The following is a 14,687-nucleotide window of genomic DNA, read 5'->3' on the forward strand; positions in this document are numbered from 1 at the left end:
TACTCCTTTCCATTTAAATTACTAAAGTTTATATGATCTTATATTTTTAATACTATGAAAATAATGGTGCTATATATACTCTTGTTGACACCATTAATTCTTTTGGATCTATTACTTTTAGGTTAAATTTATCTACTGGTACATAAACATTTTTTATATTCACATCATTATAAGCATAGGATATTTCTGTTGAGAAGGGTATTTTGTAGTTTAGTTGGTGATCCTTTTTAGCTGAGGCATTTGATACATAGTTAATATCTATGTTTTTAAAGCCTATAATATTTACTTTGCAACCTCTTTTTAACTTTATTTTCTTGAATATTTTTATACTAATTCCTATGTTTATACTTAATATCTTTGATATCTCACAAGGGATATATGATAATTTAAGTATATTAGTTTGAGTTATTTTAGAGTGTGGTATATTTATTAAATTTCTAGAAATTTCTTCTGAAGAGGTTAATCCATTAATTACTATATTGTAATCCTTCACTTACTCTCCTCCTTAATAATTTTTATAATATATAATATGTTTTATTTAAATAAATTCCACAATATAATAAAAAAGGAGAATATTATTTAATTAATTGCTTTTTAAAATTATATTAGAAACAAAGCAATATTTTATAATATGATAAAATGGATTATAGATTGACACATAATTCTTCAGATGCTATCATTGGCTTACTCAACTTCGTATTATGGGGATACTAAAACAATATTTGATTAGTACATTATAAGTTATTAAAGTTTACTGCTTTGAAGGAAGTGTAATAATGAATAAAAAGGATGGATTCAAGTTTAATATAAGAAGTGTATTTTTTAATACTTTCAAGATGATAATTATTATGGTTATTTCCACTATATTATCATTTATATTTAGAGACATTGGGTTTCATGAATCAAATGTAATTATAGCATTTATTTTAGGAGTATTATTTGTTGCAAAATATACAGAAGGATATTTTTATGGTGTAGGTTCTTCAATAATTGGAGTTTTGACGTTCAACTTCTTTTTTACTGAACCATATTATACTTTTTCAGCATATAGAGCAGACTATCCAGTTACATTTGCTGTCATGCTTATAGCGGCAGTTATTACAAGTACATTAACTTCAAGAGTTAAGAAAGAAGCAAGAATTTCTTCTATTCGTGAAAAAAGAATAAAACTTTTATATAAGATTAATAAAGGATTGCTTAAATCTAGAAATAAAAATCAAGTAATAGAATTTTGTGGCAAAAGCTTGGTTGAAATGTTTAATAGAATGGTTATTATAGTAGTTACAAATTCGGATTATAATATTGAAGAGCCTAGCACTTATACATCGAAGACAAATGATAATATTAATATTTTTCAATCAACTATAGAAAAGCAAGCTATTTTAAAATCATTTAAAACAGGAAAAGCTATGGGAATTGGAACAGAAATTTTTTCTAACAGTAGTGCATATTATCAACCTATTATAGGACAAAATTCTATTCTTGGAGTAATTGGTTTATCTTGCTTTGATAAGAATTTATTATCGGAAAATGATAAGATATTATTGAAATCGGTGTCAACACAAATTGCTCTAGCTATTGAAAGAGAACATTTATTTGAAAAACAAAAAAAGGCAAATTTAGAGGCAGAAAGAGAGAAAATGAGAGGAAATCTTTTAAGGTCAATTTCACATGATTTAAGAACTCCTCTTACAGGAATTTTAGGCTCAGTTACTACAATAATTGATAATAGTAACTGTTTAGATGACAACATTAAAAATGAACTTCTGCAAAATATTTTTGAAGATACAAGTTGGTTGATACATTCTGTTGAAAATATATTAAGTATGACTCGTATAGATGAAGGAAAATTTGAAATTAAAAAGAATTTAGAGTTAGTAGAAGAAATTATTTCTGGAGCAATATCGAAGGTTAAAAGATTTACTGGAAATCATATTTTAAAAATAAATGTACCAGATAATTTAATTATAGTTAATGTTGATGGATTACTTATTGAGCAAGTAATAATTAATTTAATTGATAATGCTATAAAATATACACCAGTTAATTCAGTTATACAAGTTAATGTTAAGGAAGAGAATGATAAGGTGATTTTTGAGGTTTCAGATACGGGAAAAGGTATTGCTCAAGAAGATTTAAATAACATTTTTGACAGATTTTATACTAGCAGTAAGTCTGGGCATTTAGAAAAAAGAGGAACTGGTCTTGGGCTTGCAATATGCAAATCAATTATATTAGCTCATGATGGAGAAATCTTTGCCTTTAATAATTCATCTGGTGGTGCGACATTTAAATTCAGTTTACCGTTAGGGAGTGATGTAAGTGGATATGAAACCATTAATTTTAATAGTTGAAGATGATAAACCTATCTGCAAGTTTATTCATGTATCACTTGAAACACAAGGGTATAAGTGTGTTAATACACAATATGGCAAAGAAGCTATTTCACTTGTGTTTTCTCATAGTCCAGATATTGTGATTTTAGATTTAGGATTGCCCGATATGGATGGAATTGATGTCATTGAAAAAATAAGACCAGTAACTAAAGCAAAAATAATTGTTGTATCAGCACGTGGACATGAAAGGGAGAAAGTTACTGCATTAGATTATGGAGCTGATGATTATTTAACTAAACCTTTTAGTGTGGCTGAACTTTTAGCACGGATTAGGGTAGCACTTAGACATTCTAATCAAATTAATAATTCTCAAAATGAAATAACAGAAATATTTACAGTTAGAAACTTAAAAATAGATTTTGAAAGACGAAAAGTTTCTATTTTAGATAGAGATATACACTTAACACCTATTGAATATAAGCTTATGGAATTAATGGCTAAATATGCCGGACGTGTTTTAACTCATAAATTTATAATTAATGAAATTTGGGGTAGTTGTTGTGAAGACGATACAAAGTCACTTAGAGTTTTTATGGCAAATATACGAAGGAAAATAGAAAAGAATCCTGCTCAACCAGAATATATTTTAACTGAAGTAGGGGTTGGGTATAGACTTATTGATGAATAATATATATTAAAAAAATGAAGCTAAAATTGGCTTCTTTTTTTATTAATAAATATTAATACAATCTTTATACAGGACAAGCTATTTTAATACTATCTTTATAATAATTTTGATAAACTTTATAACATACACAATAGAAAGGAGAGAAATTATGGTCAAAATTTATAATAAGTTAGAATATTTTCAAGAAAATATAAAGGAAGCCATTATAAATTTAAAAACTAACAATTGTTCTTTGGCACATGAATATATAATTTTGGCTATGGTGGAAGATGAGAATGCACCAGAAGGACACAACTTGCTTGGTATTCTTTCAGAAATTAAAGGTGATTTAATATTAGCAGGAAAACATTATAGAGCTTCTTGGGCACTTGACCCAACATATAAACCAGCTTCTAGAAATTTAGAGAGAATAACTTCTTTTAATTATATATTTAATAGAGAGCATATAGATTATGGTGATAAGCCTGAAAAGGAAGAGGAGATAGTTTATTATATTGAATATAATTCAAAAAATATAGGACATTTAAAAAAGAAGGAGTAGGTTTTATGAAAAAAAAATATAATTATGTAATTATAGCAGGTTGTAGTAGGTTTGGTGTTAATATAGCTTCTTTATTATCAGCGCAAGGAAATGATGTCATCGTTATTGACAAAGATAAAACAGCCTTTAGAAAATTACTGCATGATTATAGTGGATTTAAAATGTATGGTGATGCAACTGATATTGATATCTTAATGGAAGCAGGAATTAAAAAGGCTAATATAGTTTTAGCTGCAACAGATGATGATAATACAAATATTATGATATCTCAAATAGCTAGTGAATTATTTGAAGTAGATAAAGTAGTTTCTAGAATTTATGATACTGAAAAGGAGATTGTATATAGCGATTTAGATGTAAAGATTATTCGCCCAGCGAAGTTATCGATAAATGAATTTGAAAGATTAGCATTGGATAATGTAACGGAGGTACACTAATGAATATATTAATAGTTGGTGGATGGAAAAAAGCAGATTTCTTATTGAATTCTCTATTATCAAAAAAGCATAAAGTAACAGTAATTCATGATAATTATGAATATTGCAAAATTTTATCACGTAAGTATGATGCTCCTATAATATGTGGTGATGGAAGTAAACAATATATTCTTGAGGAAGCAAAAATATACAATGCGGATATTATAATTGCAATGACACCCAAAGATGCAGATAATTTAGTTATATGTCAGCTTGCAAAGAATGTGTACGGTATTAAGAGAACATTTGCTACAGTAGCAAATCCTAAGAATGTAGAAGTTTTTAAAAAATTGGGAGTTGATACAGTAGTAAGTGCCACATATATAATGGCTGGTATAATTGAACAAATTGCAACTGTTGAAGAAATATCTAATTTTATACCTTTAGAAGGTGGCAAAATAGTTTTGATGGAGATTATTATAAAAAGCGAATATCCTATTTGCAATAAGTCTATCACAGAAATAAAATTTCCTGAAAAGGCTATTATTGGATTTATTATTAGAGGGGTAAATAGCATAATTCCAAAAGGAAAAACAAAGATTTTAAAGAATGATAAATTAATTGTTTTATCACCACCTAATGTACAAAAAGAGGTAATAAAACTAGTAGTTGGGAGTAATGGTTTATGATGTCAAGGAACAATAATATATTTAGCGATAATAAAGTTGTATTTGGATATATTGGGGTTCTAACAATGATAATTGGAATTATTATTTTACTACCTTTAATTGTTATAATTGTTTATCCAAATGAAAGCAAATATGCGGCTGACTTTATAATACCATCATTTATTGCTATACTTGTTGGCTTTATACTAAGTCGTTTCATAAAATTGAATGAAAGGCAAAATTTATCTGTTGCTCAAGATACAATAATAGTTGTATTTGTATGGATATTAGCTAGTTTTTTTTCTGCAATGCCATTTATTTTATCTGGACAATTAAATTTCACTCAAGCATATTTTGAAGCAGTAAGTGGGTGGACAACTACTGGATTATCAGTGGTTAATGTTGAAGCTGCACCCAAAATATATTTGATGCATAGAAGCATTATGCAATTTTTTGGTGGAATTGGTCTGGTTTTAGTAATGGTTTCAGCATTATCGGCAACTTTTGGAATGAAACTTTATTCTTCAGAAGGACATTCGGATAGATTGTTACCTAATCTCCTTAGATCATCTAGAATGATTATGTCAATTTATATTGGGTATATTATTGCAGGAACAATATTATATTATATTTTTGGAATGCCTTTATTTGATGGCATAAATCATTCTATAGCTGCTTTATCTACTGGTGGATTTGGTATTAAAACAGATAGTATAGGTGCATACAAAAGTTTTTCTATTGAATTAATAACAATTATTTTAATGATTTTAGGTACAACAAATTTTGCTGCTCATCTATTGTTAGTGAAAAGAAACTTTAGAAAATTTTTAAAGGTGGATGAAGTAAGATTTATGTTTTTAGTATTTGGAATATCAATACCGTTAGTGGCATTTTTTTCACTAAAAAACATTTATGGAAGTGTTTCAGAAAGTTTTAGAATTTCTGCTTTTCAGGTTGTATCAGCACTTTCAACTACAGGATTTTCTACTGTAAGTTTTAATAATTGGGATTCTTTTTCTATATTTATTATGATTATTTTAATGGTTATAGGTGGAGGGGCTGGTTCTACCGCTGGAGGAATAAAACTGTACAGAGTGTATTTAATGATTAAAACATTCTTTTGGAATTTAAAGAAAAAGTTCATGCCTGAACACATGGTTAATGAAGATTTTGTTTTTAAACCAGAAGGTAAAGTATATATACAAGAAAGTCATATACTAGATGCAACCAATTATGCATTTATCTATATTGTTATATTATTTATAGGAACTGGTATTATAGTAGCAAATGGATATTCATTACAAGATGCTTTATTTGAATTTGCATCATCATTGGGAACAGTAGGATTATCAGTAGGGATTACATCTCCAACTACATCTGCAATTGTCTTATGGACCGAAATAATTGGAATGTTATTTGGTAGATTGGAGATATATGTAATATTTATAGCTATAATTAAAGTGTTTAAAGATATTAGAGTAGTTATAAATAGGAAATTCTAATAAATAAAAAATAACGATATGAAGATACCATACATTTGAATTTTAAAAATGTAATCGACAATTAATCTATAAACCTTATACTATAAACTTTATGTAAAGATATAATCACTGAATGAACAATATAAATACTTACGTTTAAAAGGGCATTGTAGGTCAAGAAAAATCATAGAGATTTTGTTATTCTTATTGTAGGAGGTGTGGATTTATGGAATCATGGGAATCTATTCAAAAAACCTTAGATTACATTGAAGAAAATTTATCCGAAAAAATAGAAATCAATAATTTGGCAATGTCAGCACATTTGTCACCTTTTTATTATCAGAGGTTGTTTAGTCGATTGGTTGGTAAGTCAGTTATGGAGTATATAAAGCTTCGTAGACTTGCCAAAGCTGCTGATCTTTTAGTAAATAGTAATAGTAAAATTATTGATATTGGAATGACTGTTGGCTTTGGAAATCACGAAACATTTACTCGTTCATTTAAAGAAGCCTATAGTTTAACACCAGAAGCTTTTCGTAAACAGCCAAGACCACTAACACATTTTTTAAAGCCAGATTTATCTATGCAATATCGATTAGTGGAAGAAGATGTTCCACTTATAGCAGATGGTATTATTTTAGAAGTGAGCCGTAGAGGGTTAAGGAATCCCCGTTTTTTTGAAGGTTTATCAAGTGATACACCTTTTCCTAATAATCCAGGATTAGATTATTTAGCTGAACTTTGGCACAATTTTCATAGTAAAAAAAGTACTATTGATAATTTAAAGCAAGGGGGTAATGAGATAGGTGTTGGAAGCCCTAGTGAAAAAGAGGGGTATCTTAAGTATTTTGTAGGAGCGGAAGTAACAAATCCTAATAATCAAAGAGAGTTTACAATTTGGACGATACCAGTTGGAAATTATGTAGTTTGTTCATTTGAAGCTGAAAACTTTCATCTTTTAACTACTAACGCATTAGATAAAGCAGTACAATATATGTACAGTACGTGGCTTCCAAAAAATAAAATAATCACAGATCCATTTATGGCTGAATTATATTTTGATATTAATAAAGAAGCTGTTTATATGGAAATTTGGTTAAAATTAGTTTAGATTATATAAATTAGAATACTTTTAATTCTTGCGCTTATTAACAATTGTAGTATAAGTAACAAATTAAATCCATAAAGTATAATATAATCTCTTTTTATATGGTAAAGCATAAGCCTATCTTATATAATAATAAGGTACTAAAAATTTTTGAGAGAAGGTTAAAGAGCATATGAAAAGAATAAATGAAATTTTTAGTGATTATGAAGTAGGGGGGAGCATAAATACTGCCATTGTGGAATCTGTGGTCTTAAGTAAAAAAACTAAAACTGTAAAAATGAAAATAAGCTCAGATAAATATATTGAAATAAGAGAACTTGAACGCTTTAATAAGTTTATTAGACAAAGGTTTGCATTAAATGATTCTAAAATCGCTGTAAAGTATGCTGATGGAATAGATAAAAAGCCAATAGAAGAAGAACTGAAAAATATTATATTCTTAATGTCAGATAAATATCCTGCTTTAAAAGCAGTACTAAATAGTAGCGAATTTGAGGTGGTTAACAATACCATAAATTTTAATTTTAAAGTACCAGTATCAGGTTTTTTAAAATCCATGGATTATGATAAAAAAATCTATAACATTATAAAAAACCTATACGGCACAAACTATAAAATAGATTTTATTGATAAAGTAAGTAGTGAAGAATTAATAAGGATGCAAGAGGATAAACGTGCAAGTGAAATGCTAATTATTACAAAGGAAGTCAAGAACGCCTTAAGCAATAATACCCCTAAATTGTCTAAGGAAGTTGTAGAAAAAAAACAGGAAATAAAAGTAGAAAACGATGGGAAAAAGGGCAATTCCCTGTTGATACTAGGCAGAAGCATTAAAATTAGAGAAACTATAATAAAAATTACTGACATTACACCGGATGAGGGAAGGGTTGCTATAGAGGGGGAAATATTTAATATAGAAGAAAAGGAATTAAGGAGCGGAAAAACATTAATTTCCTTTGATTTATATGATGGATCAAGTTCTATGACCTGTAAGGCTTTTTGTAAACCCGGTGAAGAAAGTGATGTATTATCCAGGCTTAAAAAGGCTAAGGGGATTAGAATTGCTGGAAATGCTGGCTATAGCAAGTTTACCGATGAAATTGAGATTATTGCCAATACTATAGTAGAAACAGAAGGCTTAAAGAAAATTAAGAGGCAGGATAATGCAAAGGTGAAGAGAGTAGAATTGCATATGCATACACAAATGAGTCAAATGGATGCTATGACCGGTGCTACTGATTTGATTAAAAGAGCTATGAGCTGGGGGATGAAATCCATTGCCATAACAGACCATGGAGTGGTGCAGGCTTTTCCTGAGGCTCATAAGCTCTTAGGAAGAGATAATCCTGATATGAAGGTTATATATGGAGTAGAGGCCTACTTGGCACCAGATAAAAAGCCTTCTGTAACAAACCCAAAAGGACAGAGTATTGATACTATTTATTGTGTGCTGGATTTGGAAACTACAGGTTTTTCACCAGTAACAGAAAAAATTACTGAAATAGGAATAATGAAACTTAAAGATGGAAAAGTAATAGATCAATTTAGCTGTTTTGTAAATCCTGAAAAGCCTATTCCATCAAGGGTGATAGAGGTTACAAATATAACTGATGATATGGTAAGAGATGCAGAAACTATAGAACAGGTATTTCCTAAGATGCTAGATTTTATTAAGGATAGTGTTTTGGTTGCTCATAATGCTACATTTGATGTGGGCTTCTTAAAGCATAATGCAAGGATGTTAGGTTATGACTTTGATTTTACATATGTAGACACTTTGTCCTTAGCACAGGGACTTTTCCCTGATTTTAAGACTTATAAATTAGGGAGAATTGCTAAAAATCTTGGCATAAAAGTGGAGGTTGCTCACAGAGCTTTAGATGATGTAGATACTACCGTTAAGGTATTTAATGTAATGCTTGAAAAGCTAAAGAAAAGGGGAGCAGAAACTCTTCAGGATATAGATACATACAGTATTGATGAGGAAGCTAAGAAACAGCAATATAAAAAGCTTAAAACCTATCACGCTATAATATTTGCAAAGGATTATGTGGGACTAAAGAACTTGTATAGATTAGTATCTTATTCTCATTTAGATTATTTTTATAAAAAGCCTCGTATATTAAAGAGTTTATATAAGAAATATTCTGAGGGGTTAATTCTTGGTAGTGCTTGCAGTGAAGGTGAGCTGTATCAGGCAATACTTTTAGGAAAATCTGATGAGGAAATTGAAGCTATTGCAAAGGAATATGATTATTTGGAAATACAGCCGCTAGGAAATAATGATTATTTAGTAAGAACAGAGCAGGTACCAAATAGAGAATATCTAAAGGAAATCAATAGAAAAATTGTGGCTTTGGGAGAAAAACTAAATAAGCTTGTAGTAGCCACAGGAGATGTTCATTTCATGGATCCTGAGGATGAAATATATAGACGTATACTAGAGGCAGGACAGGGATTTAAGGATGCAGATAATCAGGCTCCTCTATATTTAAGGACTACAGAAGAGATGCTTGAGGAATTTTCCTATTTAGGGCAAGAAAAGGCTTATGAGGTAGTAGTCACTAATACTAATAAGATAGCAGATATGTGTGAGCCAATTAGTCCTATTTCCCCAGAAAAAGCTACACCACACATAGATGGATGTGAGCAGACTATTAAGGATATAGCTTATGGTAGGGCTCATGAGCTATATGGAGACCCATTGCCGGAAATTGTTCAGTCTAGACTGGATAGAGAACTGGATTCCATTATAAAAAATGGTTTCTCTGTAATGTATATTATCGCCCAAAAATTAGTATGGAAATCCAATGAGGATGGCTATCTGGTAGGTTCCAGAGGTTCTGTTGGTTCCTCTGTTGTAGCATATATGACAGGTATAACGGAAGTAAATGCATTACCGCCTCATTACAGATGCCCTAGCTGTAAATATTCTGATTTTACAGATTATGGTATTAAGAATGGCTTTGATTTATCAGATAAAACTTGCCCTGTTTGTGGAGAAAGTCTAGCTAAGGATGGAATAGATATACCTTTTGAAACATTTTTAGGATTTAATGGTGATAAGGAGCCGGATATAGACTTAAACTTTTCAGGAGAATATCAGGCAAAGGCCCATAAATATACAGAGGTCATATTTGGAAAGGGCACAACTTTTAAGGCTGGAACCATAGGTACCATAGCGGAGAAAACAGCTTTCGGGTACGTAAAAAAGTATTTTGATGAAAAAAATCGTACAGTAAATAAGGCGGAAATTACCAGAATCTCAAAAGGCTGTACAGGTATAAAAAGAACTACGGGACAGCATCCTGGAGGAATAATAGTAGTGCCAAAAGGGCGTGAAATTTTTGAGTTTTGTCCCGTACAGCATCCTGCTGATGACCCAAATTCAGATATTATAACAACACATTTTGATTATCACTCTATTGACCAGAATTTATTGAAGCTGGATATACTGGGCCATGATGATCCGACAGTCATAAGAATGTTGCAGGATATAACTGGAGTAGATCCACAAACTATACCTATGGATGATAAGGAGACTATGTCTATATTTTCATCTACAGAAGCTTTAGGCGTAACACCAGAACAGATAAATTCCAAGGTAGGAACCTTTGGTATTCCTGAATTTGGTACTAAATTCGTAAGAGGAATGCTTTTAGATACTATGCCCAAAACCTTTTTTGATTTAATATGTATTTCTGGACTTTCTCACGGTACTGACGTATGGGTGGGAAATGCTAAGGACTTAGTTGATTCAGGAGTAGTTACATTAGGTGAGGCAGTATGTACCAGAGATGATATTATGATTTATCTTATCAAAAAAGGTCTGCCACCGAATACTGCCTTCAAGATAATGGAGTTGGTACGTAAAGGAAAGGCACTAAAGGATCCTGAAAAATGGGCAGAATATGAGGCTTTAATGAGGAAGCATGAGGTGCCGGAATGGTACATAGATTCCTGTAAAAAGATAAAATATATGTTCCCTAAAGCACATGCTGCAGCCTATGTAATGATGGCTTTTAGAATAGCTTGGTTTAAGGTTCATATACCTAAGGCCTATTATGCAGCGTATTTTACCATCAGAGCAAAGGCCTTTGACAGCGAATTTATGATATTCGGAAAAGAAAAGGTTAAAGAAAAGATGAAGGAAATTGAAATGATTGGCAATCAAGCTGCTCCTAAGGATAAGGATATGTACGATGACTTAGAAATAGTTTTGGAAATGTACGAGAGAGGTATTAAATTCCTGTCCATTAATTTATATAAATCCCATGCTACCAAATTCCTAGTAGAGGAGGATGGCTTAAGACCGCCTCTAAACAGTATAGCTGGTATGGGAAATGTGGCTGCAGAAGGTATATTTAATGCAGCACATGAAGAAAAGCCATTAAGTTCTATAGAGGATTTAAAGAAACGAGCTAAGATTGGGAATGTTGCTATAGATTTACTTAAAAAATTTGGCTGTTTAAAAGGTCTTCCAGAAAGTGATCAAGTGTGCTTTTTTGATATAATGTAAAGTACATTATTGACTGCTAGTTTATTAATTTCATTCTAAAAGGTAGATAATAAAAAAGAAAGCTCATAAGAAAATAAAGTGTAACTTAAGTTGCACTTTATTTTCTTATGAGGTGTTCTTACAGCGATTTCTATTAACTTTGAAACTTTGCTAATCTTCAATTCCAAAAATCTTCTGTTTCCTTTAAGATATCAGAAGTCGGTGTAATGGTAGCTTCAAATATTGTTTTGCCAGTTTTATTAAGATAATGCTTGATCAGCTGATATCCACAAGCATATCCTGCACAATAAGGCATACCAACTGGTAATATGCCACGCATGGTTACGATTTCGTCACCATAAAGAAATGCTGAAAGTTTATTAAAATCATTAATATTCAAATTCTCCTTAATTGCAGGTTTAATGATAGTTTTAAGTGTTTCTGTTGTTGTATTTTTAACCCACATACCTATTTTATCTTCGCCGAACATAAAGGAGGCAAAGTTTTCTGCTAACCCTTCACTAACAACCATATCTCCCAGTGTAATTTTATTGTTACACTGCATAAATTGCCATCTTACATTGTGATTAGTTTCGTGAGCAAATACCACAGGTAACATTTTAAGCGACTTTTCATTTGGAATAATTGTTCCAATGATATATCCGGGAATTCCCCCATCCCCACAATAATCACCAGTCATTTTTGACATTGGATTTAGTGGATCATTCAACAAAATAGTAAAAATATAATCTTTTACATGAAGTGAAATGCCGTTATCCTCAAATCCTTTAAGTGTTTTTGTAATACTTTCTTTACAAGCCTGCCAAAAGCTTTCATTACTGATTTTTTCAACAGCATCAACTTGTTCACTGTTAATCTGGCTTGGCGCAAATCCGCCACCCATACTATTTGCTATAACAACATCGTAGCCACCTAGACAATCTGATTCAAGTGGGATACCAACACATGACCACTTAAATTCAAATGGTTTCATCAGTTCATAGCGATATATGTCATCACGGTCTTCAGGCTTTGAAGAAATCATTTTTTTATAGATTTCATCTGATCTAATTGCTGTAACTTTCATTTTTTTACCTCGTTTCTTTTTAATATAGTTATAAAATACACTATTACGTTGCGTTAAAGTCAATAGCAATCAACAACAAAATCTGAAGTTGGGTTTATTATTTTTATCATTTTGAAAAATGTGGTGAAAGGTATAGCTAAATAGAGACTTGATTAAAAATCACAGAATGAAGTTGATGATGTTTTAGATTAAATTAATCAATATGAGATTAATGGTATAGTTAGTAACTTAGAAAAGACGTTAGATTAAATAAAGCAGACATAAATTACTATATCTCAAAATCTGGAATACTTTTTTCATTTATATAGCAAATTATTTTCCACGCTTCATCTATTACTCTTTGATAGCCTTTTTCATTTTTATACCAATTATCTCTTTGAGTAGTTATATCATTTGCTGGACAAGGACTAAATGTTATCCAACTTGGCATATACGTTTCAGCCATCAATAAGCTTCTTCTCATATGATAATTAGTGGTTACTAAAAGAATGTTATTAATATTACTTAATTTAAATGTTCTTTCTAAGGATAGTAATGCACAAATCATATTCTCTTTTGTTGTCATTGACAGTTTTTCTAATAAAATATCTTCATCTGGTATGCCCATTTCAAGAGCCTTTCTCTTCATTATATCTGCTTCGCTAAGAAAACCATTTTCAGTTTCTAACATTCTACCGCCACAAAGAAGCATTTTAGAAGCTCGTTTATCTTGGTAAATTGATATTGCTTTAGGCAGTCTGTATTTATGTGCTTTTCTACTGCCAAGAACCATTATACAATCACCTTTTTCTCCCATATCATCTAATCCTTCATAAAGCATTTTATCAATTATATTCTTTGATAAATCGTCCTTTTTAAGTAATGATACTTTCATTTGTATCCCTCCTGCAATATAAAATATCCTTTGCATTATAATAATTTACTGATGAGATGTAGTTATGGTGAAACTATATCTTATTTCCAATATAGTTTCACCAATGGCTTATATAAAAATTCCTATTTAACACTGTATTATTTAGTTTATTCATATATCTAATTTTTATTATTTCTTCGTTAAATATTTATATTGCAATACAAAAAACACCACAAAATTCAATTCATGAATAATGAGGTGTTCAGATAAATTATTTGTTTTTTCAGTATTAAAATATTATGTATTAGTATTACTAAATATTTAGTAATATATTTGAAATTTCCTCAAATCTTTCATCAGTTATACCAAGTTTTTTTCTAAATCTTTCATCTTCTATTCTTTCAATAATTATCTTGTTAGGAGATATTTTCTTAATAATATTTTTTATCTTCTGAATTGATTCTTCATCGTCGTTATAGCCCTTAATGATAGTAATTTCAAATATAAATTTCCCTTTGTATTGTTTATTAAAGGAAACCATGTTTGAAATATATTCTACTAACGTATATCCTTTAATGGGTCTTTGGATTTTTTGAAAATCTTCTTCTGTTATTACTTTTATCTCTCCAACAACCTCATCACATTTATTAGCAATTTTCATATATTCATCTTTACTTAGTAAGTATCCATTAGAAAGCAGTCTTACAGGTAAACCTTTGACTTTGATAAAGTCAATAATATCACCAATTTTATCATTTACTAGGGCTTCTCCTTTTGAGTTAATAAATATTAATTCTGCTTTTGTATTTTCTATCATGCTTTCTAGTTCAATCAATGAACTAGAAATTTTATCAAATGACTTTTGGGTATCTACCTTATTTTGCGACCTTCCAATAGGACAAAATATACAATCAAAGTTACAATACTTTTCAGGTAGTATGTTTACTTCCAATACCCTTTTGCCATCCTCAATATAAATATCTTTATAACTGAAACCACCCATTCCTTTAT

At 30.1% G+C, this 14,687-nt stretch carries 12 protein-coding genes; 8 read left to right on the forward strand and 4 right to left on the reverse strand.

All coding sequences use genetic code 11. The annotated features are described in order from the left end of the window. Positions 1–52: 52 nt before the first annotated feature. On the reverse strand, positions 53–493 hold the full coding sequence (locus J2Z24_RS00460; RefSeq protein WP_035144265.1) for a hypothetical protein: 441 nt from the start codon (positions 491–493) through the stop codon (positions 53–55). A 283-nt stretch (positions 494–776) separates the two neighbouring features. Between J2Z24_RS00460 and J2Z24_RS00465 the strand changes: the two genes are divergently transcribed. The 8 genes from J2Z24_RS00465 to polC all read left to right on the forward strand — a co-directional run bounded on the left by J2Z24_RS00465 (position 777) and on the right by polC (position 11,757). Then, positions 777–2,354, forward strand: coding sequence for an ATP-binding protein (locus J2Z24_RS00465; RefSeq protein WP_035144266.1), 1,578 nt, complete (start codon positions 777–779; stop codon positions 2,352–2,354). Then, positions 2,323–3,024 (forward strand): response regulator, encoded by a 702-nt coding sequence (locus J2Z24_RS00470; protein WP_035144268.1) that lies wholly within the window; start codon positions 2,323–2,325, stop codon positions 3,022–3,024. The genes J2Z24_RS00465 and J2Z24_RS00470 overlap by 32 nt, the downstream gene beginning before the upstream one ends. Before the next feature lie 148 nt (positions 3,025–3,172). Beyond that, positions 3,173–3,565, forward strand: coding sequence for a hypothetical protein (locus J2Z24_RS00475; RefSeq protein ID WP_051593076.1), 393 nt, complete (start codon positions 3,173–3,175; stop codon positions 3,563–3,565). A gap of 5 nt (positions 3,566–3,570) precedes the next feature. Further along, positions 3,571–4,002 carry a potassium channel family protein gene (locus J2Z24_RS00480; protein WP_035144269.1) on the forward strand — a complete coding sequence of 144 codons (432 nt, stop codon included), beginning with the start codon at positions 3,571–3,573 and terminating at the stop codon, positions 4,000–4,002. Beyond that, positions 4,002–4,670, forward strand: coding sequence for a potassium channel family protein (locus J2Z24_RS00485; RefSeq protein WP_035144271.1), 669 nt, complete (start codon positions 4,002–4,004; stop codon positions 4,668–4,670). Before J2Z24_RS00480 ends, J2Z24_RS00485 begins: the two co-directional genes overlap by 1 nt. Next, positions 4,667–6,151 (forward strand): TrkH family potassium uptake protein, encoded by a 1,485-nt coding sequence (locus J2Z24_RS00490; protein WP_241396476.1) that lies wholly within the window; start codon positions 4,667–4,669, stop codon positions 6,149–6,151. Before J2Z24_RS00485 ends, J2Z24_RS00490 begins: the two co-directional genes overlap by 4 nt. 205 nt (positions 6,152–6,356) lie before the next feature. Next, complete coding sequence (locus J2Z24_RS00495; RefSeq protein ID WP_035144272.1) at positions 6,357–7,241, forward strand: AraC family transcriptional regulator; 885 nt, start codon at positions 6,357–6,359, stop codon at positions 7,239–7,241. A gap of 169 nt (positions 7,242–7,410) precedes the next feature. Then, positions 7,411–11,757, forward strand: coding sequence for a DNA polymerase III subunit alpha (gene polC / locus J2Z24_RS00500; RefSeq protein WP_035144273.1), 4,347 nt, complete (start codon positions 7,411–7,413; stop codon positions 11,755–11,757). Positions 11,758–11,914: 157 nt separating this feature from the next. Here polC and J2Z24_RS00505 read toward each other — a convergent pair whose 3' ends face one another. The 3 genes from J2Z24_RS00505 to J2Z24_RS00515 all read right to left on the reverse strand — a co-directional run bounded on the left by J2Z24_RS00505 (position 11,915) and on the right by J2Z24_RS00515 (position 14,679). Beyond that, positions 11,915–12,823 carry a DUF2268 domain-containing putative Zn-dependent protease gene (locus J2Z24_RS00505; protein WP_035144274.1) on the reverse strand — a complete coding sequence of 303 codons (909 nt, stop codon included), beginning with the start codon at positions 12,821–12,823 and terminating at the stop codon, positions 11,915–11,917. Positions 12,824–13,091: 268 nt separating this feature from the next. Continuing rightward, positions 13,092–13,697 carry a YdcF family protein gene (locus J2Z24_RS00510; protein WP_035144275.1) on the reverse strand — a complete coding sequence of 202 codons (606 nt, stop codon included), beginning with the start codon at positions 13,695–13,697 and terminating at the stop codon, positions 13,092–13,094. A 292-nt stretch (positions 13,698–13,989) separates the two neighbouring features. Then, positions 13,990–14,679 (reverse strand): radical SAM protein, encoded by a 690-nt coding sequence (locus tag J2Z24_RS00515; RefSeq protein ID WP_035144277.1) that lies wholly within the window; start codon positions 14,677–14,679, stop codon positions 13,990–13,992. Between the last annotated feature and the right edge of the window lie 8 nt (positions 14,680–14,687).

Origin of the sequence: Clostridium tetanomorphum (assembly GCF_017873215.1) — a bacterium.
Taxonomy (GTDB): Bacteria; Bacillota; Clostridia; order Clostridiales; family Clostridiaceae; genus Clostridium_AO; species Clostridium_AO tetanomorphum.

Coding starts and splice junctions, on each gene's coding strand:
- J2Z24_RS00465 (WP_035144266.1), top strand. CDS start 777: ATGAATAAAAAGGATGGATTCAAGTTTAATATAAGAAGTGTATTTTTT.
- J2Z24_RS00475 (WP_051593076.1), top strand. CDS start 3,173: ATGGTCAAAATTTATAATAAGTTAGAATATTTTCAAGAAAATATAAAG.
- J2Z24_RS00480 (WP_035144269.1), top strand. CDS start 3,571: ATGAAAAAAAAATATAATTATGTAATTATAGCAGGTTGTAGTAGGTTT.
- J2Z24_RS00485 (WP_035144271.1), top strand. CDS start 4,002: ATGAATATATTAATAGTTGGTGGATGGAAAAAAGCAGATTTCTTATTG.
- J2Z24_RS00490 (WP_241396476.1), top strand. CDS start 4,667: ATGATGTCAAGGAACAATAATATATTTAGCGATAATAAAGTTGTATTT.
- J2Z24_RS00495 (WP_035144272.1), top strand. CDS start 6,357: ATGGAATCATGGGAATCTATTCAAAAAACCTTAGATTACATTGAAGAA.
- polC (WP_035144273.1), top strand. CDS start 7,411: ATGAAAAGAATAAATGAAATTTTTAGTGATTATGAAGTAGGGGGGAGC.
- J2Z24_RS00505 (WP_035144274.1), bottom strand. CDS start 12,823: ATGAAAGTTACAGCAATTAGATCAGATGAAATCTATAAAAAAATGATT.
- J2Z24_RS00510 (WP_035144275.1), bottom strand. CDS start 13,697: ATGAAAGTATCATTACTTAAAAAGGACGATTTATCAAAGAATATAATT.
- J2Z24_RS00515 (WP_035144277.1), bottom strand. CDS start 14,679: ATGGGTGGTTTCAGTTATAAAGATATTTATATTGAGGATGGCAAAAGG.